The organism is Dokdonia sp. LLG6352-1 (assembly GCF_045055815.1).
GTDB classification, from domain to species: Bacteria; Bacteroidota; Bacteroidia; order Flavobacteriales; family Flavobacteriaceae; genus Dokdonia; species Dokdonia donghaensis.
This window is the reverse complement of record NZ_CP159329.1, coordinates 1840015-1860151: the sequence shown is the minus strand read 5'-3', so window position 1 is coordinate 1860151 and position 20137 is coordinate 1840015. Positions and strand designations below refer to the sequence as shown.

Here is a 20137-nt window from a genome sequence, read left to right as displayed (position 1 = left end):
ATTATAATGAAAGCTGCTCTTATCACACACGGCTACTGCGCCCCTATCATTCAATATGCTGTAATTGCTCAAACCGAGCAGCTACATATTGAGGCAAATGGAAATTTCCAGAAGCAGTCATACCGCACCCGTATGAAGATTGCCACATCTACAGGTACGCTCACACTCATTATACCTATCCTCCACCGCAAGGATAAAACAGAGAGACAGCGTTATTATGATGTAAAGATTGAGAATAAATTTCACTGGCAGCGTGATCACTGGAGGTCTTTAAAAATAGCCTACCAGACCTCTCCGTACTTTGAGTATTATGAAGATGAGTTTGAGCCACTTTATCATACCGAGTATGAGACACTCATAGGATTTAATAAAGCGTGTCACGCGATTATTATGGAGTGTTTACAGCTAGAAATAACGCCTATACTAACAGAAGAATATTTTAAAAACCCTGAGCAGGTAGATTGCAGACAGCTTGTAAATGCAAAAAAGGAGCCTCAATATCCTCTACCAGAATATCATCAGCTTTTTAATGAAAATCACGGGTATTTAGAAAACCTCACCATTTTAGATTTACTTTTTAATCTTGGCCCTAGTGCACAAGATTACCTCGAGAAGATTGACCTTACTGGCTTAAGCGCTTAAAGGTTGCCATAGAAGGTTTGTGATCAGAAAGATCTATATCTCCATACGTTTCAAAATCTAAGACTTCTAGTTGCTCATCTGCAAGTATAAAGTCTATGCGTAATGGTATGATGTCAAACCAGAAGGTTGCTCCTGTACCTGATCCCGCTTTCGCGAAAGCGTCAACCTTATCACCACGCACCTTGCGATACATATATGAAGTTGCGCTATTATTAAAATCTCCTGCTACGATAACCTTATGTGGAGAGGCTGCCTCACTCTGTAAAAACTTTTTAACCTGATCTTCTTGTTTTTCGAAAGCAACTCCTAGTCTGCCAAGTAGCTTTTTTGAATTTTCTTTTTGTAGATTATTTAGACTAGGCGACAATCGAAAGGATTGAAAATGCATATTATACGCTCTAATCGTATCCTGCCCCACCTTAATATCTGCATAAATGCCGTTGTTCCCTTTTTTACCAAAATCAAGCGAACCGCTATGAACAATAGGAAACTTTGAAAAAATCACTTGTCCAAATTTGCTGTTTGCAGGACGCATTACTTTATGCTTAAATGGATACTTCTTTGCATCTAGCTCAAAGTCGGGGTGATACTCTTGCAGGCAAACAATATCTGGATTTTGATCTTCTATAAATGCGATGGCGCGTTTGCCAACGTTTGCCTCTTCTACCCATCCATAAACATTAAACTGGCGTACGTTATAGGTTAAAAGTGTGAGTGTGTCAACTTGTTTTGTATTACTACCACCACCAAAGCGTATGAGTGAGAATATATGTGTTATCCCTAATGCTAAGATTACTGCAGACAATAGTAATTGTCTTTTGGCTTTAAATAACCAGAATAAGAAGAATAAAAAATTAATAATAAGCAGCACCGGAAGCAATAGGCTCAGTACTGACAGTGCCGGAAAAATATGTGGCGGAATGTAAGGTAGTAAGTAACTAAAAAGCAATAGCACCGCGCAGATACTATTTATGAGAAAAATAAGCTTCTCAAGAAGATTTAGGTTTTTCATTAGTTACTCCTTACCGGCTTTAAAAAGGAAATCTTTTTCGGCTTTTGAGAGGCTGTCATAGCCGCTCTTACTTATTTTATCAAGTATGGCATCTATGCGCTGTTGTTGCTCACTCTTAGTTGCTGTAGCTGTTTTCTTTACAGAGCTAGCTCTGCTCTTTTTATTTTTATGTACCGTGCGTAGTGGGCTTTTCTTTTGTTTTTTGGGCTTTTTAGTAAACCAGCCACTCACGTTATCTATAAGTCTCTCAAACCACAGGCTTATATCATTGCCTGCTAGTAATTGTTTTGCATAATAAAACCCAAAGGCTGCACCACCCAAGTGTGATATGAGACCTCCAGCGTTACCAGCATCTAGTAATAAAATATCCTTAACTACTATAAATGCAGCAATCCACCATAGTTTTACATTAAATGTAAATATACGTACCTCTGCATCTGGTGTGTATGTACCTATAAAAACTACAATAGCATTTACTGCGGCAGATGCTCCTAAAAGTACACCAGTACCTCTAAAGACGGGTAAAACATTATAGAGTAATGCGAATAGCACACCCCCTGCAATAGCTCCTAAGAGATAAATCGCAAGAAACTTCTTTTCTGAAAACAGATTTAAAACAAATCTCGAAAACACGTAAAGGAAAACCATATTCCAAAAGAGGTGAACAAAACCAGAGTGCAAAAAAGCATAAGTCACAACGCTCCACGGTTGTTGTAAAAAGCGTATCACATCTGACGGTAACACAAAATACTGGCTAAAAGTGCCAGAGCCCAAGCCCACTAGCCACGGGATGATATTAAACAAAACATATACAAGCACATTTACAACAATGAGCTTTATTGCAATATTTGCTGTTTTATATTTATATGCTAGAGATGTGTTTGCCATATGTGAATATTAATACTTTCCTAAGCCTTGTTTTTTCCAGTAGAACATCATTATAAAACCGAATAATGCACCACCTAAGTGTGCCCAGTTTGCAATGTTTGCCCCAAATATTGAGAACCCTGTAACACCAGAAAATAAATCTATCCCTACTAAGATAGGTATAAAGTACTTTGCTTTAATAGGTACAGGTATAAATAGTAGCCCTAGTGACGCGTTAGGAAATAACATACCAAACGCTACAAGCACACCCATTATTGCTCCAGAAGCTCCAACTGCTGGAACAGAAAATGATTCATAAAGCGATTGTGCAGTCTCTCTAGGTATCCTCTCACTAAAAGAGCCAGTAGTAAGAATATCAGTAATATCTTGGGCATTAAACCCTAAAGCCATTATAGCCTCACTCGCATTATTGAAGTGGTAGTAATTAACTAATGTATGTATCAAAGCTGCTCCAAGACCTGCTGAGAAATAAAAGAATATAAAGCGTTTTTGCCCTAGAGCATTTTCTATAGGACTACCAAACATCCATAAAGCATACATATTAAATGCTATATGCATAGGGCTTGACAAGTCGTGCATAAACATATGCGTAAGTGGTTGCCATACCTGCCAGCTAGGATTTTCTACAAACCATAATGCAAATAATTGCATTGCTGGATCTGGCTTTATAATAAACAGTGACCCTAAGTAAAAGATCACATTTACTATTAATAATATTTTAACCGTTTCTGTGATTCTTCCCATAGGTTATTTAAATTTTCTATCAAGATCGTCACCCGTGATGGTGATAAATGTTTTCTTGTTAGTAGGCGATATACTAGGTTCTTTACAAGCAAATAGACTATTTACTAAGTGTTCTCTAGAAAGGCTGTCTAGCGTCTCCCCTCCTTTTACCGCGAGGCTTTTTGCCATACTCTTTGCAAGTGTGTCTGTCTGGCTAAAACCGCTGTCTGGCACCTCGTTTTCTAAATCACTAAGTAATTGATCTATAACAACTGGCACTTGACTTTCTGTTATAGAAGTAGGGATACCGTTTATTTCTAAAATATCTCCGCTTATGAGACCAAAGATAAAACCTGTATTCTCCAGTCCTTCTTTAAGCTCTTCTATTAAAGCAAGCTCTGTTGTAGAATATGTAAGCGTTAACGGAAATAACAATTGCTGACTCACAGATTCCTTTACCGTTATATTACGTAAAAACTCTTCATACAGCACACGTTGGTGCGCCTTATGTTGATCGATAATTACCATACCACTTTTAATGGTACTTACGATGTATTTTTTATTAAGTTGGTATGTAGAAGACTCGTCTTGACTGCCTGCTGTCGCCGTTATAGGTGCACCTGCTTTTGTATTAAGACCGCTCTCAAACATATTACCCGTACTCACTTCCTTCTCAAAAGTCACGGTACTACCCGCAGTTGCTTGCGACTCCATCCCCTCATACATCTTCTCCCAGCCAGTTACGTCTGGCTTTTCATAGTCGGGGCGCTGTGCTCCTCTTTTTGGCGCAGGAACGCTCTCAAAAGGATTAAAAGTGCGATCTACCTCAATCTTAGGAGTTACCACTCCTTTATTTTTGTAATCATAAGGCGTATCGAGTTCGCTATCTCTATTAAAATCAAGCACAGGTGCAATACTAAACTGGCCTAAGCTATGCTTTATGGTACTACGTAACATCGCGTATAAAGCGTGCTCGTCGTCAAATTTTATTTCGGTCTTTGTAGGGTGTATGTTTATATCAATCGTAGCTGGGTCTACCTTGAGGTATAGAAAGTAACTTGCTCTCGCTCTATCTGGAAGTAGTCCATCAAAGGCTGCCGTTACCGCGTGATTTAAGTAAGCACTTTTTATAAATCGATCATTTACAAAGAAAAACTGCTCACCACGCGTCTTTTTTGAAAACTCAGGTTTTACTACAAACCCATTTATGGTAAGTATATCTGTCTCCTCTTGCACGGGAACTAACTTCTCATTAGTCTTCCCGCCAAAAATGCCAACAATACGTTGTTTTAAATTTCCTTTAGGTAATTGAAAAAGCTCCCCCTCGTTATGATACATTGCAAATGCAATATCAGGGTGTGCTAGTGCCACACGCTGAAACTCATCTATCACGTGACGCAACTCAACACTATTTGATTTTAAAAAATTACGACGTGCTGGTATATTAAAAAAGAGATTCTTAACCGCAAGTGAGGTGCCCTTAGGCGTGGCACAAACCTCTTGGGTAATAATCTTACTACCTTCTATCTCTATATGCGTACCCACCTCTGCTCCTTCTGGCCGTGTCTTAAGTGCCACGTGAGCGACAGCCGCTATAGAGGCAAGCGCCTCTCCTCTAAAACCTTTTGTATTGAGGTTAAATAAATCATCTGCCGTGGTAATCTTTGAGGTAGCGTGACGTTCAAAACTCATACGAGCATCTGTATCACTCATACCCTTACCATCATCTATAATCTGGATGAGTGTCTTACCTGCGTCTTTTACTATAAGCTTTATAGAAGATGCTCCTGCGTCTATGGCGTTTTCAAGTAATTCTTTAACCACAGATGCTGGGCGTTGCACAACTTCTCCCGCAGCGATCTGGTTTGCTACGTGATCGGGTAAGAGTTTTATAATGTCTGCCATTGGGACCTACTACTTTATAGAGGGTTGGTAAAGATGGATAAATCAAAATCTATTATCCAGAGAAAGAGAAATATTAAAATGAGTACGATAAAAAATATAGTGCGGTTGTAACCTCCCTTTCGGCTTTCTTGAAGTTCATCCCAGGCGGTTGTAAACTTCTTCTTCAAACCTTTATTATAAGTTAAGGTTTTACGGTGCTCATCAAAGCGCCCTTCTATCTTAAAAGGACTCCCTTCTTTCTCGCTATTATAATAGCGAGGCTCGTAGCTATACTTCTTATTTGTGCGTTTTACAAATCCCATAATATTGTTATTTCAAATATACGATTTCGTATCCAAAAAGCATACCGAATTTGCCCTCGCTATGCGTTAAAGAGATTTGTTTTTGGGATAAGTACGCTTTCGCGAAAGCGTAAAACTACTACGTATTAAAACTTTGCGTCTTTACGTAATTGTGCCATTTTTATAGCTGCAATAGCTGCTTCTGTACCTTTATTACCGTGCTCCCCACCACTACGAGCTCTAGATTGCTCAATAGTATTATCTGTAAGTACACAGAATATAACAGGAATATCTTGCTGAATGTTAAGGTCTTTAATGCCCTGAGTAACGCCTTCACATACAAAGTCAAAATGCTTAGTCTCTCCTTGTATCACTGTACCTATAACGATTACAGCATCGAGCATATCATAAGCCTGCGTCATTTTTTTTGCCCCATAGATGAGCTCAAAAGCGCCTGGCACGTTCCAGCGTACAATGTTATCGTTTATAGCGCCACAATCTTTAAGCGCATCAAATGCTCCTTGAAAAAGTCCTTCTGTAATCTCATCATTCCACTCAGAAACAACAATCCCAAACTTGAAATCTTTCGAGTTTGGGATGGTTGCTTTATCATAGACAGAGAGGTTGTTACCTACTGTTGCCATAATATTATGTTTTAAAAGTTATACCTTAAAGTTACAATATACTTTAAGAATATGACCTCTTAATTAATTTCCTGCTTGTGCTTGACCTAGATAAAGGTCTACCTGCGCAGCATAGTCTGAGGTTGCATACTCTTCTTTTACCTGTGTAAGGTATTTTACAGCAGCATCCATTTTTCCAAGCTCTATAGCCGTTACACCCGCTTTAAATAAGAAACGTGGTGTTGTAAAATCGTTTGCATTAAGTCCAGCTGCCTTCTCGTAGTATCCTAGAGCCTCTTCTGGTTGACCTAGTTGCATAAATGCATCGCCTATCGCTCCTTTTGCAAGTGGCGCAAGCATCTGGTCGTCTGATGAGAAGTCTTGAAGATGCGAGATTGCCTTCTGGTAATCTTTTACCTCAAGGTAAGACATCCCTGCGTAGTAGTTTGCTAGGTTTCCTGCTGCAGTACCACCGTAGTTATCTGCCACATCTAGAAGACCATACTTACCATTCTTTCCTTCTAGAGCCACCATATAGAGTGAGTCTTTTACAGAAGTATTAGTCGCCTCTAGTGCTGTTGTAAAGCTATCTTGAGCTAGTACAAGCTCATTTGCCGCTTCTGCCTCTGCAGGTTCTGCCACAAATTTATTGTAAGCTAGATATAATAATGCAATAACAAGAATACCTACTATGATGCCTATTACTGGTTTCTGATTTTTTTCAAACCACTCCTCTGCTTTATTTGCTCCTTCGTCTAGTGATCCAAAAACCTCTGCAGTTGTACTCTCGCTATCGTCTATAAACTCTTCAACTTCTTCCTTTACGGGCTTTGTTTTCGGTTTATATCCTCTTTTATTATATGTTGCCATATTTCGTCGTTTATTAGTCGGGCAAAAATATAATATTTATTGAATTATGAAAGGGAAATTAATGCTTAATTTTGAAGACTTAATAAGCAATATTACTAGATGTTTACCGCTTTCGCGAAAGCGCGCCACACCTACCCCACCCTATGATCTTAAAATCGCTCTCTCTTATAAACTATAAAAACTTTGAGTCAAAGGCCTTTACCTTTGATGCAAAAATTAATTGTTTTGTTGGAAATAACGGCGTGGGGAAGACAAATGTGCTTGATGCGATTTACCACCTTTCTTTTGGAAAAAGCTACTTTAATCCCGTCACAAGTCAAAACATAAATCACAATGCAGACTTCTTTGTAATAGATGGGTTATATAAAAAAGAAGAACGAGATGAGAAGGTTGTAGTAAGTGCAAAAAAAGGCCAGAAAAAGGTCATAAAACGAAATGCAAAAATATATGACCGCTTTGCAGACCACATAGGTTTTTTACCGCTAGTTATTATCTCTCCGGCAGATAGAGACCTCATCACAGAAGGCAGTGACACCCGCCGTAAATTTATAGATGGCGTGATCTCACAAAGTGACAAAAGCTATCTTTCCGACCTACTAGGCTACTCAAAAATACTATCGCAACGCAACGCCCTGCTTAAATACTTTGCGGCAAATAATACATTTAATGCAGATACGCTTGCTGTATATAACGAGCAACTAGAAGGTTTTGGCACTCCTATTTTTGAAAAAAGACAGCAGTTTTTAGAGCGCTTTGCACCTATTTTTAATGAGCGCTACAAAGCCATAAGTGGCGATACAGAAAATGTAACCCTTACGTATAACAGCTCACTAAGTACAATGCCGCTCAAGCACTCACTTACTAATGCGCTAGCAAAAGATCGCTCTCTACAATATACAAGCGTGGGAATACACAAAGACGACCTACAGTTTGAGATAAATGGCCACCCTGTAAAGAAATTTGGGAGTCAAGGGCAGCAGAAATCATACCTCATCGCACTCAAGCTAGCGCAGTTTGATTTTATAAAGCAAGAAAGTGGTACTACACCGCTATTATTGCTAGATGATATTTTTGACAAGCTAGATGAAAACCGTGTGCAACATATCATCGAGCTAGTAAACACAAACGACTTTGGCCAGTTATTTATAAGTGATACCCACCCGGAACGCACAGAAAATGTGGTAAAAAAAATACACCAGAGTTATGAGCTTTTTCATCTAGAACGAGCACAATAAGCTGTTGTTTTTATCGTAATTTGCAGTACTCATTATTAGAACACTTACGTGAAAAAACTAGTTTATACCCTTCTCGCCCTCCTCATTTTGAGCTGTAGCTCATCACCGCAAGAAAAACTTGCACACATAAACGGTTACTGGGAAATTGCCGCTATAGAGATGCCAGACGGCACCTCAAGAACTTATGGAATGAGTCAAAATATTGACTTTTTTGAAATAAATGAAGACGGGACTGGCGTACGTAAAAAAGTACAGCCCAATGCGCTAGGAGAGTTTATCACGTCAAACGATAGCGAGAACATAAATGCAATTATAGAAGATGATCTTCTTACATTGAGTTATTCAACAGCTTTAGACAGCTGGCAAGAAACTGTAAAAAAAGCTAGCAAAGAAGAGCTCATTCTTATTAATAAAGACGATATTATCTATAAATACCGTAGATATCAACCCCTCATCATAGAGTAATGGCAAAAAGAAACGCAGACCCAATTTCTATAAGTCAAGCGCTGGGAGAATTTGTAGAAAAAAACAAACTAAGCAAAGGTATGGACAAAGTAGATGTCACAGCCGCTTGGTACAAGCTCAATCCAGCATTTGAGACATATACTACTTCTATACGTTTTGACAGAGAGACACTCTTTGTAAACCTAAGCTCTTCTGTTTTTAGGGAAGAACTCTCTTATGGTAAAGAAAAAATACGCACAATGCTTAATGAGGAATTAGGCCGTGAGGTTATTAAAAAACTCATCTTGAGATAACAACTAGCTACATTCTAGCATAAAAAAATGCGAGACTATTGTCTCGCATTTTTTGTTTCCTATTTCCAGTACTAAGGACTACATACGCTCTGGTACGTCTATTCCTAATAATCCAAAGGCACTCTCTATTACCTGCCCTACTTCTTTACTAAGCGCTACTCTAAAGCTTTGGTCTGCCACGTTATCTGTACCAAGAATCTGCACCTGCTGGAAGAATGAGTTATACTCTTTTACCAGATCATAGGTATAATTTGCAATAATAGCTGGGCTCTTCTGGGCCGCGGCAAGCTGTATCGTTGCAGGATAGTCTTGCACAAGCTTAATAAGCTCTTTTTCTTTAGAGTGTAAATCTCTAGCTCCCTCAACACTTGCAGGAACATTAAGCTCCTTAGCTTTGCGTAATATGGCTTGTATACGCACGTATGTATATTGTATAAATGGTCCTGTATTCCCTTGAAAATCTACAGACTCCTTAGGGTCAAAAAGAATTCTCTTTTTTGGATCTACTTTAAGGATGTAGTACTTAAGAGCTCCCAGACCTATCGTTTTATATAGCGCCTTCTTCTCCTCATCTGTATACCCATCTAGTTTACCTAGCTCCTCAGAGATTTCTCCTGCGGTAGCAGCTACTTCATTTATAAGATCATCTGCATCTACTACGGTACCTTCCCGAGACTTCATCTTTCCAGAAGGAAGATCTACCATACCATAACTAAGGTGAAAAAGATTTTCTGCCCAGTCGTAGCCTAGTTTTTTAAGTATCAAGAATAATACTTGAAAGTGATAATCTTGCTCGTTTCCTACTGTGTAAATCATACCACCTACATCTGGATGGTCTTTTACACGTTGTATCGCAGTACCTATATCTTGCGTCATATATACTGCAGTACCATCTGCACGCAACACAATCTTTCTATCTAGACCATCTTCTGTAAGGTCACACCATACAGAGCCGTCTGGATCTTTTTCAAAAACGCCTTTTTTAAGACCTTCTTCTATATTGTCTTTTCCTAGTAGGTATGTGTTGCTCTCGTAGTAGTAGCTATCAAAATCTACTCCTATATTTTTATAAGTCACTTCAAAACCATCATACACCCACTGGTTCATTTTTTTCCATAGCGCGACAGTCTCTGCATCTCCAGCTTCCCACTTGCGTAGCATTTCTTGGGCCTCGAGCAATAAAGGAGCCTCTTTTTTTGCTTCCTCCTCGCTCTTACCTTGAGCAACGAGGGCAGCTACTTCTTTCTTATATTCTTGGTCAAACTTTACGTAGTAATTACCGACTAATTTATCTCCTTTAAGACCTGTAGACTCTGGAGTCTCTCCGTTACCATAACGCTCCCAAGCCAGCATAGACTTACAGATATGAATCCCACGGTCATTAATGATTTGGGTTTTATAAACTTTAGAGCCTGCTGCCTTAATAATTTCTGACACAGAGTATCCTAATAACACGTTACGTACGTGACCTAGGTGAAGTGGCTTATTTGTGTTAGGCGAAGAGTATTCTACCATTACCGCTTTACCGGCTTCTGGTGTTTTTCCAAAATTTTCGGTGGCTTGTATCTCTGCAAAGGCGTTCATATAAAATGCATCTGCCACTACTAAGTTTAAGAAACCTTTTACTACATTAAAAGCAGTAATCTCTTCAACTTGTGCTACGAGGTACTCCCCTATTTGTGTTCCTATCTGTACAGGGTTTCCTTTTACAACACGTAGCATAGGGAAAACCACTACTGTGATATCTCCTTCAAATTCTTTGCGAGTTGCTTGAAATTCTACCGCTGGGAGTTCAGCTTTATAAATTTCGGCAACAGCGGCTTTTACGTGAGTTTCTATAGTAGATTGTAACGACATAGGATCTTGATAGTTGAAAATATAATGGGACTTATCGCGCTTTCGCGAAAGCGTAATTACAACCACGCCACCGCTACACATATTTAAGTCACAGGGTGTCTAAAAATATGGCACAAATATATGTGAAAATTGAAAGAGCACATAGGGAAACACTAGCGAAACTCGTATCTTTAAAAGAAAAAAATGCTTCTTAACGTATCTTACAACAATCCTGATGTAAAGCGCAAAATTAACGAAGAAGTGGGCGAGCCCTACGGATTGCGTGAACGCATTAAACAAGGCGGCATAGGTATAGGTCACCTTGTCATTACAGAATCTAGCATACAGATCCAGAATTTTCTTGCTCTAGATAAATATCGCAATAAGTGCAATATAGAGCTTAGACCCCGTGGTATCATTGTAGGTTTTAGAGCCTTACTAGACAGCTATGCGCTGGTAATTCCCTACTGGAAACTCAACCTTTACAAGGGTCGAGCAGAAGAGTATAGTGTCTATCGCGATAATTATTTTATCAAAATTGAAGCTAAGGCTAAAGATAAAAAAGTGCATAATTTTATGAAGCGTATTCTTGACCAGAAAGCACAGCAATCTCCCACAAACATAGACGACCTGTAAGATTATGAAAATATTACTTACGGGTGCAAATGGATATATAGGGATGCGATTACTCCCTATGCTACTTGAGGCAAATCACGAGGTGGTATGTGTGGTGCGCAATGAGGCGCGGCTGTCTGTAAGTAAAAAAATAAAGGAACAGATTACTATTATAGAGATAGACTTTCTAGACAAACCAGAAGCAAATAAATTACCGAAAGATATAGATGTTGCCTACTACCTCTTGCACTCTATGAGCTCGAGCACATCAGATTTTGACGAGAAGGAAGAGCTCTCTGCGCTCAATTTTAACACCTATCTCGCTCCTACTAGTTGCCAGCAGGTAATCTATCTAGGGGGTATTGCAAATGATAAAAACTTAAGTAAACACCTACGCTCACGTCAAAACGTAGAGAACACTCTAAAAAAAGGTAAAGCTGCTCTCACAGTACTTAGAGCAGGGATCATTGTGGGATCTGGGAGTTCTTCTTTTGAGATTATACGCGACCTATGTGAGAAGCTACCTGTGATGATTACCCCAAAATGGGTCAATACAAAATGCCAGCCTATAGCTATACGCAATGTAATGCAATACCTCACTGGAGTTTTAGGCAACGAGAGCACTTATAATGATCAATTTGATATAGGTGGGCCAGATGTGCTAAGCTATAAAGAGATGATGCAGCGTTATGCAACAGTGCGCAATCTACCATTGTATATTTTTACAGTACCAGTAATGAGCCCAAAAATCTCTTCATACTGGTTGTATTTTATCACCTCAACATCTTATAAACTGGCACTAAACCTTGTAGATAGTATGAAGGTAGAGGTGATCTCAAGTGACTCTAGATTGCAAGATTTACTAGGTATCACCCCTATAAGTTATGAAGATGCTATTGATTTGGCTTTCGCCAAAATTGAACAAAATCAGGTAGCGAGCTCTTGGAAAGATAGTCTTGTAAGTGGTCGTATTAAAGTAAATCTAGATGACTATATACAAGTACCTAGCTATGGATGCCTCAAAGACAAACAAACCATACATCTAAAAGACCGTAACCTAGCTCTAGAAAATATCTGGGCAATAGGTGGTGATAGAGGCTGGTATTATGGTGACTGGATGTGGAAGATAAGAGGGTATATAGACAAACTTGTAGGAGGCGTAGGCCTGCGCAGAGGAAGAACACATCCAGATAAGATTTTTACAGGTGATGTAATAGACTTCTGGCGTGTGTTACTAGCAAGTAAAGAAGAGCCTAGGTTATTACTATTTGCAGAGATGCGCGTACCCGGAGAAGCTTGGCTTGAGTTTACAATAGATGATAATGATGTACTGCACCAGACGGCAACCTTTAGGCCAAGAGGTATTTTTGGCAGACTATACTGGTATAGTATGCTACCCTTTCACTACTTTATTTTTGGTGAGATGATAAGAAATATTGCTACAAAGCGATTTGAGCAATAAAAAAAGGCGAACCAGAACGTGTATTATCTGAGAGATAAATTCGGTCGCTTTTTAAATCCTACTAAAAAAAATTACCCGTACTGTTTTACCAGTTAATTTTAAAAGTGAAAACTACAAACACTTATAAAATTGCTTCTCTCAATACATTATTCTAGAACGCCTATATGTGATAAATATAATGCGTTATTCTCTAATTTCCTACACTTTAGATACCGATTCGTGTGAATTTAATACACTTTTACACAAAATCGTTTAAATAAGATCTATAAGTGATTTATTTTCTAATACTTTTAATGTCTGGTCTCTTACTTCTATCATAAGTATATGAAGACTACACTCCTCTTCTTTGGGACAATCATCACAATGTTCATAAAAGTTAAGACTCACACAAGGCAATAACGCAATAGGTCCCTCTAGCGTGCGTATCACAGATGATATCTTTATATCTTCTGGGCTTTTAATAAGGTAGTATCCACCACCTTTGCCTTTTTTACTACCTAGGTAGCCCGCTTTACGCATAGAAAGTAAAATACTCTCCAGAAACTTTTTTGAGATATTTTCAGAATCTGCGATTTCTTGTATAAGCACTGTTGTATTCTCTGGCTTTTTTGCTAGAAAAGTGAGTGCCTTTAATCCGTATTTTGTTTTTCGCGAAAGCATAACACGAATATACTTTATTCTTCCTTAGGAAGAAACACCTCTGCCATCATACATCTTGCACTACCTCCTCCACAAGTTTCTATCGTACTTAAGTCGCTACTTAAAATCTCACAGTGTTTTTCTATCTTATTAACTTGATCCTTAGTGAGGCTCTGGTGTGCATCTGCACTCATCACTAGGTACTTCTTATCATCTGCTACCAGTACCTGTAACATATTACCTGCAAAGTGATGCATTTGCTCTTCTGTGATAGATATCACTTGCTTACCCGTTTCTTTTAAGTGTTTGAGCACATTTTTACGCTCCTTTTTATCATCTATAGTATCAAGACAGATCACACAAAACTCCTCTGCAAGACACATCATCACGTTAGTGTGATAAATAGGTAATCTCTTACCATCTACCGTTTGGTTTGCAGTAAACACGACTGGTGTGTACTCAAAATCTTCACAAAACTCTATAAACAAACTCTCGTCTGCTCTTGCAGATAAGGCGCAGTAAGCACGCTCGTTCTGGCGGTCCATAAGAATACTACCCGTACCTTCTAGAAAAACATCTTCATCTTCTGCCTCTGTGTAGTCTACAATATTGTTAATAATAAATCCTTCACTTTCTAGTCGTGTAAGCACTTCTTCCCTGCGCTCTCTTCTTCTATTTTCGGCAAACATAGGGTACAGGGCTACATTACCACTTTCGTGAAAAGATACCCAGTTATTTGGAAAGACAGAATCTGGAGTGTTCCCCTTAATATCATCATTTTCAACAATAACGTTTACACCCACGGCGCGCAGCTTTGCAACAAAGTCATCAAACTCTTGTTGTGCTTTTGTATTGATCTCATCATTTTTAAGACTTATATCTTCCTGAAAATAATTATTAACCGCAGTCTCCTCGTTCATTCTAAACTGAACAGGACGTATCATTAAAATTGTGTTTGTAATTTGTCGTGATGCCATAGCTTACCTCGTGTATGATATTTTTATAAGTAGTGGTGAATATAAAAACTATATCGATTGCGAATTTAGGCGAGAATTTGAGGAATACCTATCTCTTTTTGACTTTTTTATTACCAAAAAAATCGCTCTAAAAATGCCTGGATTTACGCGCTTTACAGCTTGGTTATAAGATCATCTATAATCATATCGCCGTGCTCACGTGTATTCTCTATAAAGAGTTTGCTTGTGCGCATCCCTGCAGCAATTACCCCAGCAACATATACACGCTCTAGTGGCGTTTCTAGCGTCTCTTGATTATGAATAGGTGTGCGTGTCTCGTCATCTGTAACAGGCAGGCCTAACTTTTCAAACAAGGTATAATCTGGCTTGTAGCCTATCATTGCCAGTACGAAGTCATTTTCTAAGACGACCTTCCCATCTGGAGTATTTAAAACTACGGTAGACGGTGTTATTTCTTTTACTGTGGTATTAAAGTAAGCCTTTATGGAGCCTTCTTTTATTCGGTTTTCAATATTAGGCTTGATCCAGTATTTGGTTTTTTCATACAGGCCTTCCCCACGTATTGCCATTGTTACCTCTGCATTTTTGTAGTAGGTTTCTAGCGCAACATCACAGGCAGAGTTTGCAGCTCCCACCACAAGTATTTTTTGATCTACATACGGGTGCGGACTGTCATAAAAGTGTTTTACCTTAGGTAGGTCTTCTCCTGGTACGCCTAGTGTGCGAGCGACATCATAAAAACCGGTGGATACTATAACCGCTTTCGCGAAAGCGCTACCCTTATCTGTCTCAATCTCATATCCATCATCTTTAGGCGTCATTTTCTGTACCTGAGTATAGAGTTTTAATCTTAGTTTCCAGGTGTCTTGCACTCTTCTATAATACTCAAGCGCCTCCTTACGAGTAGGCTTATCTGTATGTGATACAAAAGGAACGCGACCTATTTCTAGCAGCTTTGAGGTACTAAAAAAAGTCATATTTTCTGGATACCTGTAGATGGTATTTACGAGCACTCCCTTTTCTACAATAAGGTAATTAAGTCCTTTTTTATGAGCTGCAATACCGCAGGCAAGACCTATAGGTCCTGCGCCTATTATTATGAGATCGTATGGTGATTGTGCAAACATTATCTATTTCTCCAGAAAAATGGGGTTAATAAAATGAGTACGGTAAACAGCTCTAGACGCCCTATGAGCATTAAGAATGCCATCCACCATTTTGCTCCTATAGGTAACCACCCATAACTATCTACAGGACTTAACCCTCCAAAGGCTGGACCTACGTTACCTAGTGCAGATGCAGATCCTCCCAGGGCTGTTCTAAAATCAAGTCCCATCGAGGCAAGTACACTTGCGCCTATAATCCAAGAGAGCATATATAATATAAAGAATGCAAGGATGTTAAATATAATAGAGCGATCTACAGATTTTGAATTGTAGCGCACAGGTAGTATTGCGTTAGGGTGCAGTGTTCTTTTAAACTCAACTATAGCATTACGTATGGTAAGCAGGTGGCGCACAACTTTAATACCTCCCGATGTTGACCCTGCAGATCCTCCTAAGAACATAAGTCCAAAGAAAATAACGGTAAGAAAAGGTGTCCACATTGTGTAGTCTGCCGTGACAAATCCTGTGGTTGTGATAACTGCTAGTACTTGAAACAACCCGTGACGAAAAGCAGCTTCTGCCTTACCCCACACCATAGGGTGCTCTATTGTAGACAGACTAAGGTCTGCATTAAAGTACATTACTAATGACACTAAAATCCCAAAGCCAAAGACAAAAGCCATATAAAGCCTAAACTCCTCATCTTTTAAAATCTTCTGGATTTTACCCTTAAATGCAAAATAGCTTAATACAAAGTTTGTACCCGCTAGAAGCATAAAGAACGTTATGATGTACTGTATAACTGGCTTATCATTCCAGTAAGCTACACTTGCATTTTTTGTAGAAAATCCTCCAGTTGAGAGTGTACTCAATGCGTGGTTTACCGCATCAAAAAATGACATACCAGCCAGCTTAAGCAAGATGGTTTCAATCACTGTAAAGCTTACGTAAATTAACCATAGACGTTTTGCCGTATCAGTAATTCTAGGGTGTAACTTATCTGCACTAGGTCCTGGAGCTTCTGCCGCAAAGAGCTGCATCCCTCCTATACCTAGCAATGGCAGTATAGCAATAGCAAGTACAATGATACCCATACCCCCTATCCAGTGTGTGGTAGAGCGCCAGAAGAGAATACTCTTAGGCAACGCTTCTATATCTGTAAGTATGGTGGCTCCTGTTGTGGTATACCCACTTATAGTCTCAAAAAAGGCATTTGCCACGCCTGGTATAGCTCCCGTAAAAAGGTAAGGCAACATACCACTAAGTGACATAAATAGCCACCCAAAGGTCACAATAATATACCCTTCTCGTTTTTTTACAATTTTCTCGTGCCCACGTGTCATAAACATAAGCAACGTACCGGCAAATGCAGTAAGCAGTGCCGCTGCCGAGACTTCAAGACCTACGCCATCTTTTGCAAGAAAACTTACAAGTGCTGCAATGAGCATAAAGCCGCCATTAAAAAGCAGCAGTAATCCCATTAAGTGAAATATAATCTTGTAATTAAGTTTTGGCATTGGGGCTAGATAAACATTTCTTCTACCTTTTTAATAGATCTAGGTAAACAGCATACTACTACACGGTCACCCTTTTCTATTCTAAAAGCACCTAAGGCTATAAGACCTTGATTATTTCTTACTACTCCTGCTATAGTTGCACTTCTAGGGAAGTCTATGTCTCGTATACGTTTCCCTTGCACTTCAGAAGAGTCTTTTACAATAAATTCTAGTAGCTCTGCATTCATATTATTGAGCTTAGTCATTGCTACCACCTCTCCTTTACGGATGTATCTAAAGATATTATTTGCAGCTAGTAGCTTTTTATTGATAAGGGTATCAATACCTATACTCTGTGAGAGTTGGAAGTAATCCATATTCTCAACCAGGGCTATGGTTTTTTGTACTCCTTTTGACTTAGCAACCAGACACGACATAATATTAGTCTCACTATCTCCTGTCACAGAGATAAAGGCATCCATATCGTGTATATTTTCTTCATCTAGTAGTTCTACATTACGACCGTCACCATTTATAACGAGTGCCTTAGGTAGTAAATCTGCTAGATCAATTGCTTTCTCACGGTTCTTCTCTACTAGTTTTACATTAAATCTATTACTACATAAATCTTTTGCAGTTTTTGACCCGATGTTACTACCGCCCAGTATCATAACATTCTTGATGTTTTGACGTATTTTACCAGTAAGCTTGTAAATCTCTTCTACACCGCCCTGCACCGTCACAAAGTAAATATGATCACCTTCCTTAAAAACAGTATCACCTCTAGGGATCAATGTATACTGCGTTCCTTCTCGCTGTATCGCGATAGGCATAAAGTGTAACTCTGGAAAAATCTTTGCTGCCTCTTTTACACTTTTACCTACAAAAGATGCGGTACGTGATAAGGTAGTCCCTACCATAGTAAGTGCTCCATTATCAAACTCATAACTGTCTGAAAAACCACTCTGATTAAGTAGTAACTCAATCTCACTTGCTGCTAGACTCTCTGGAGAGATTAACTCATCAATCCCAAATTTCTGAAAGCCTGCCAGCTCCTTATGCTCAATAAACTCTGTGTTAGATATACGAGCAATGGTGCGCTGTGCACCCAGCTGTTTTGCCAGTACACAAACCGTGATATTTGTAGTCTCGCTTGCTGTAACTGCGATGAGAAGATCTACTCCCTCAACTCGTGAGTCTTGTAGTATCGCAATAGAGGTTGCGTCCCCTTTTATAGTTCTGATATCTAGATGCGTGTCTGCATATGACAGACTCTCTCTATTAGTATCAATAAGGGTAATATCTTGAGATTCGTAAGAGAGTAATTTTGCTAAGTGAAACCCTACTTCTCCTGCTCCTGCAATGATTATTTTCATAAATGGATGTGCTCAAAAATGCGTACAAAGATACTACATAGGTGATGGATTAAAAAAATTGCAAGGGTTTATTGCCAGTTTGGAGGGCTTTGTAGGTGCGCTTTCGCGAAAAAAAACGAACGGTATTCAAAATAACTAAGCATCTAGAGTTGAAACCCAGAGCAAGACAAATAAGCTTTCGTCTAGAAGATAAAGGGGTTATGGATTATAATTTTTCGCGAAAGCGTTATCTTTGTAAAAAAATTGAAATGGCCAAAAAGGTAACCCCATATAAGTCTTCAGACCAGTCTAAAAAAGAGCAAGTAGAGCAAATGTTTGATAACATTTCTGGCGAGTATGACGGTCTTAACCGTGTGATCTCTTTTGGGATAGACGTAAAGTGGCGCAAGAAGGTGGTACAACTTGTGGCAGATACTAACCCAGATTCTATCCTTGACATTGCAACAGGTACGGGAGACCTTATTATTAATATGGCAAGTACAAATGCCAGCAAACTAGTAGGTCTTGACATCTCTGAAGGAATGCTATCTGTAGGACGAAAGAAAATTGCTGCCAAAGAACTTGATGACCGCATCGAGATGATGCAGGCAGATAGTGAAAATATGCCCTTTGAAGACAATACTTTTGATGCTATCACTGTAGCCTTTGGGGTACGTAACTTTGAAACACTAGAAAAAGGTCTAGCAGAGATACTACGTGTACTAAAACCAGGAGGGATTTTTGTGATATTAGAAACCTCTGTCCCTACAAAAACACCTTTTAAACAAGGATACAACTTCCACTCTAAAGTGATCTTACCTACCGTGGGTAAACTCTTTTCTAAAGATAAAAATGCTTACGGCTACCTGAGTGAAAGCGCAAATGCATTTCCTTTTGGAGAGGTACTCAACAATATTTTGCGTAAAATTGGGTTTAAAGACGTGCAACATAAGCCACAAACCTTTGGCGTTGCAACAATTTACACGGCTACAAAATAATTTTATGCGCACATACATTGCTGTAATAGCACTTGTTTTAAGTTTTTCTTCGGTTAATGCTCAGTGGTTATCTAGACCCAGAGTTCAGAATGATCAAAACTTTGATAAAAAACCTATTTCTTGGGGATACTACTTTGGTGTAAACTCAATGGATTACAATTTTGATTATCAAAATGAGCAAGAAGACATTCAGGTTGAAAAATCTGTAGGTTTTAATGTAGGTCTCATAGGTGATTTACGACTCTCTGAGTTTGTGAGTTTACGCACTGAACCAGGACTCATCTACACACAGCGTAATCTTATGTATGCGCCAGACCCACGTTTTGATGATGAAAATGATCAGCTACGGGAGGTGCCCTCTACGTATATATACTTACCACTTGCACTTAAATTTAATACGAGAAGACTTAATAATGTGCGCCCATATGTACAATTTGGCGTAGCTACAGTAACTAATTTATCTAGCAACGAAGACAATCCAGATGATAACTTTGCTGGACAGTTCCGTACAACGTCTAGTCCTTTCTTTTATGAGATGGCTATAGGTGTAGAATTATATCTTTACTACTTTAAATTTATACCTAGTATAAAAGGGGTCTTTGCCGCGTCTGACGAGTTAGTACGTGATAATAGACCTAACAGTCCGTGGACGGGTAATATTACAAAGATGCAAACCAGAGGTGTGTTCTTAAACTTCACCTTTCAGTAAGACCGCG

21 protein-coding genes are annotated in these 20137 nt (G+C 39.0%); 8 read left to right on the top strand and 13 right to left on the bottom strand.

Going from position 1 to position 20137, the window contains the following annotated elements:
- The first annotated feature begins 6 nt into the window (after nucleotides 1-6).
- Nucleotides 7-642: a WbqC family protein gene (locus ABVM49_RS08335; protein ID WP_405201473.1), complete on the top strand. Its 636-nt coding sequence runs from the start codon at nucleotides 7-9 to the stop codon at nucleotides 640-642.
- Here the strand turns inward: ABVM49_RS08335 and ABVM49_RS08330 are convergent.
- The 7 genes from ABVM49_RS08330 to ABVM49_RS08300 form a co-directional block, all read right to left on the bottom strand.
- The gene (locus tag ABVM49_RS08330; protein WP_405201472.1) at nucleotides 623-1654 is read right to left on the bottom strand and encodes an endonuclease/exonuclease/phosphatase family protein; all 1032 of its coding nucleotides are present in this window, start codon (nucleotides 1652-1654) and stop codon (nucleotides 623-625) included. The genes ABVM49_RS08335 and ABVM49_RS08330 overlap by 20 nt on opposite strands.
- A gap of 3 nt (nucleotides 1655-1657) precedes the next feature.
- Nucleotides 1658-2542: a rhomboid family intramembrane serine protease gene (locus ABVM49_RS08325; RefSeq protein WP_405201471.1), complete on the bottom strand. Its 885-nt coding sequence runs from the start codon at nucleotides 2540-2542 to the stop codon at nucleotides 1658-1660.
- A 9-nt stretch (nucleotides 2543-2551) separates the two neighbouring features.
- Nucleotides 2552-3286, bottom strand: coding sequence for a rhomboid family intramembrane serine protease (locus ABVM49_RS08320; RefSeq protein WP_405201470.1), 735 nt, complete (start codon nucleotides 3284-3286; stop codon nucleotides 2552-2554).
- 3 nt (nucleotides 3287-3289) lie between these two features.
- Nucleotides 3290-5170 (bottom strand): DNA mismatch repair endonuclease MutL, encoded by a 1881-nt coding sequence (mutL, locus tag ABVM49_RS08315; protein ID WP_405201469.1) that lies wholly within the window; start codon nucleotides 5168-5170, stop codon nucleotides 3290-3292.
- Nucleotides 5171-5184: 14 nt separating this feature from the next.
- Nucleotides 5185-5472, bottom strand: coding sequence for a hypothetical protein (locus tag ABVM49_RS08310; protein ID WP_021778375.1), 288 nt, complete (start codon nucleotides 5470-5472; stop codon nucleotides 5185-5187).
- 125 nt (nucleotides 5473-5597) lie between these two features.
- Entirely contained in the window at nucleotides 5598-6095 is a 498-nt protein-coding gene (ribH, locus tag ABVM49_RS08305; RefSeq protein ID WP_021778374.1) for a 6,7-dimethyl-8-ribityllumazine synthase, read from the bottom strand.
- Between the two features lie 63 nt (nucleotides 6096-6158).
- Entirely contained in the window at nucleotides 6159-6944 is a 786-nt protein-coding gene (locus ABVM49_RS08300; protein WP_405201468.1) for a tetratricopeptide repeat protein, read from the bottom strand.
- 143 nt (nucleotides 6945-7087) lie between these two features.
- Between ABVM49_RS08300 and recF the strand changes: the two genes are divergently transcribed.
- From recF to ABVM49_RS08285, 3 genes are read left to right on the top strand one after another with little or no spacing between them, the layout of a single operon-like run.
- On the top strand, nucleotides 7088-8179 hold the full coding sequence (gene recF / locus ABVM49_RS08295; protein ID WP_035325278.1) for a DNA replication/repair protein RecF: 1092 nt from the start codon (nucleotides 7088-7090) through the stop codon (nucleotides 8177-8179).
- Nucleotides 8180-8227: 48 nt separating this feature from the next.
- Nucleotides 8228-8644: a hypothetical protein gene (locus ABVM49_RS08290; RefSeq protein ID WP_038597195.1), complete on the top strand. Its 417-nt coding sequence runs from the start codon at nucleotides 8228-8230 to the stop codon at nucleotides 8642-8644.
- Entirely contained in the window at nucleotides 8644-8937 is a 294-nt protein-coding gene (locus ABVM49_RS08285) for a DUF721 domain-containing protein (protein WP_035325280.1), read from the top strand. The genes ABVM49_RS08290 and ABVM49_RS08285 overlap by 1 nt, the downstream gene beginning before the upstream one ends.
- Nucleotides 8938-9015: 78 nt before the next feature.
- On the opposite strand, the gene argS is transcribed toward ABVM49_RS08285, so the two are convergent.
- Nucleotides 9016-10794 carry an arginine--tRNA ligase gene (gene argS, locus ABVM49_RS08280; RefSeq protein ID WP_405201467.1) on the bottom strand — a complete coding sequence of 593 codons (1779 nt, stop codon included), beginning with the start codon at nucleotides 10792-10794 and terminating at the stop codon, nucleotides 9016-9018.
- 183 nt (nucleotides 10795-10977) lie between these two features.
- On the opposite strand from argS, the gene ABVM49_RS08275 reads away from it, so the two are divergent.
- Nucleotides 10978-11409 (top strand): hypothetical protein, encoded by a 432-nt coding sequence (locus ABVM49_RS08275; RefSeq protein ID WP_375252113.1) that lies wholly within the window; start codon nucleotides 10978-10980, stop codon nucleotides 11407-11409.
- 4 nt (nucleotides 11410-11413) lie between these two features.
- On the top strand, nucleotides 11414-12850 hold the full coding sequence (locus ABVM49_RS08270) for an SDR family oxidoreductase (protein WP_405201466.1): 1437 nt from the start codon (nucleotides 11414-11416) through the stop codon (nucleotides 12848-12850).
- 252 nt (nucleotides 12851-13102) lie between these two features.
- Here the strand turns inward: ABVM49_RS08270 and ABVM49_RS08265 are convergent, their stop codons facing one another.
- The 5 genes from ABVM49_RS08265 to trkA all read right to left on the bottom strand — a co-directional run bounded on the left by ABVM49_RS08265 (nucleotide 13103) and on the right by trkA (nucleotide 18444).
- Complete coding sequence (locus ABVM49_RS08265; RefSeq protein ID WP_021778366.1) at nucleotides 13103-13510, bottom strand: Rrf2 family transcriptional regulator; 408 nt, start codon at nucleotides 13508-13510, stop codon at nucleotides 13103-13105.
- A gap of 14 nt (nucleotides 13511-13524) precedes the next feature.
- Nucleotides 13525-14466, bottom strand: coding sequence for a citrulline utilization hydrolase CtlX (ctlX, locus tag ABVM49_RS08260; RefSeq protein WP_405201465.1), 942 nt, complete (start codon nucleotides 14464-14466; stop codon nucleotides 13525-13527).
- A 152-nt stretch (nucleotides 14467-14618) separates the two neighbouring features.
- Nucleotides 14619-15593 (bottom strand): YpdA family putative bacillithiol disulfide reductase, encoded by a 975-nt coding sequence (locus tag ABVM49_RS08255; RefSeq protein ID WP_405201464.1) that lies wholly within the window; start codon nucleotides 15591-15593, stop codon nucleotides 14619-14621.
- Nucleotides 15593-17089 (bottom strand): TrkH family potassium uptake protein, encoded by a 1497-nt coding sequence (locus tag ABVM49_RS08250; RefSeq protein WP_021778363.1) that lies wholly within the window; start codon nucleotides 17087-17089, stop codon nucleotides 15593-15595. Before ABVM49_RS08250 ends, ABVM49_RS08255 begins: the two co-directional genes overlap by 1 nt.
- Before the next feature lie 5 nt (nucleotides 17090-17094).
- On the bottom strand, nucleotides 17095-18444 hold the full coding sequence (trkA, locus tag ABVM49_RS08245; protein WP_298347818.1) for a Trk system potassium transporter TrkA: 1350 nt from the start codon (nucleotides 18442-18444) through the stop codon (nucleotides 17095-17097).
- 248 nt (nucleotides 18445-18692) lie between these two features.
- Here trkA and ubiE point away from each other — a divergent pair, with 248 nt between their 5' ends.
- Together ubiE and ABVM49_RS08235 are read left to right on the top strand one after the other, a co-directional pair.
- Nucleotides 18693-19421 carry a bifunctional demethylmenaquinone methyltransferase/2-methoxy-6-polyprenyl-1,4-benzoquinol methylase UbiE gene (gene ubiE / locus ABVM49_RS08240; protein WP_380032968.1) on the top strand — a complete coding sequence of 243 codons (729 nt, stop codon included), beginning with the start codon at nucleotides 18693-18695 and terminating at the stop codon, nucleotides 19419-19421.
- Nucleotides 19422-19425: 4 nt separating this feature from the next.
- Nucleotides 19426-20130, top strand: coding sequence for a porin family protein (locus ABVM49_RS08235; RefSeq protein WP_035325290.1), 705 nt, complete (start codon nucleotides 19426-19428; stop codon nucleotides 20128-20130).
- Nucleotides 20131-20137: the final 7 nt, after the last annotated feature.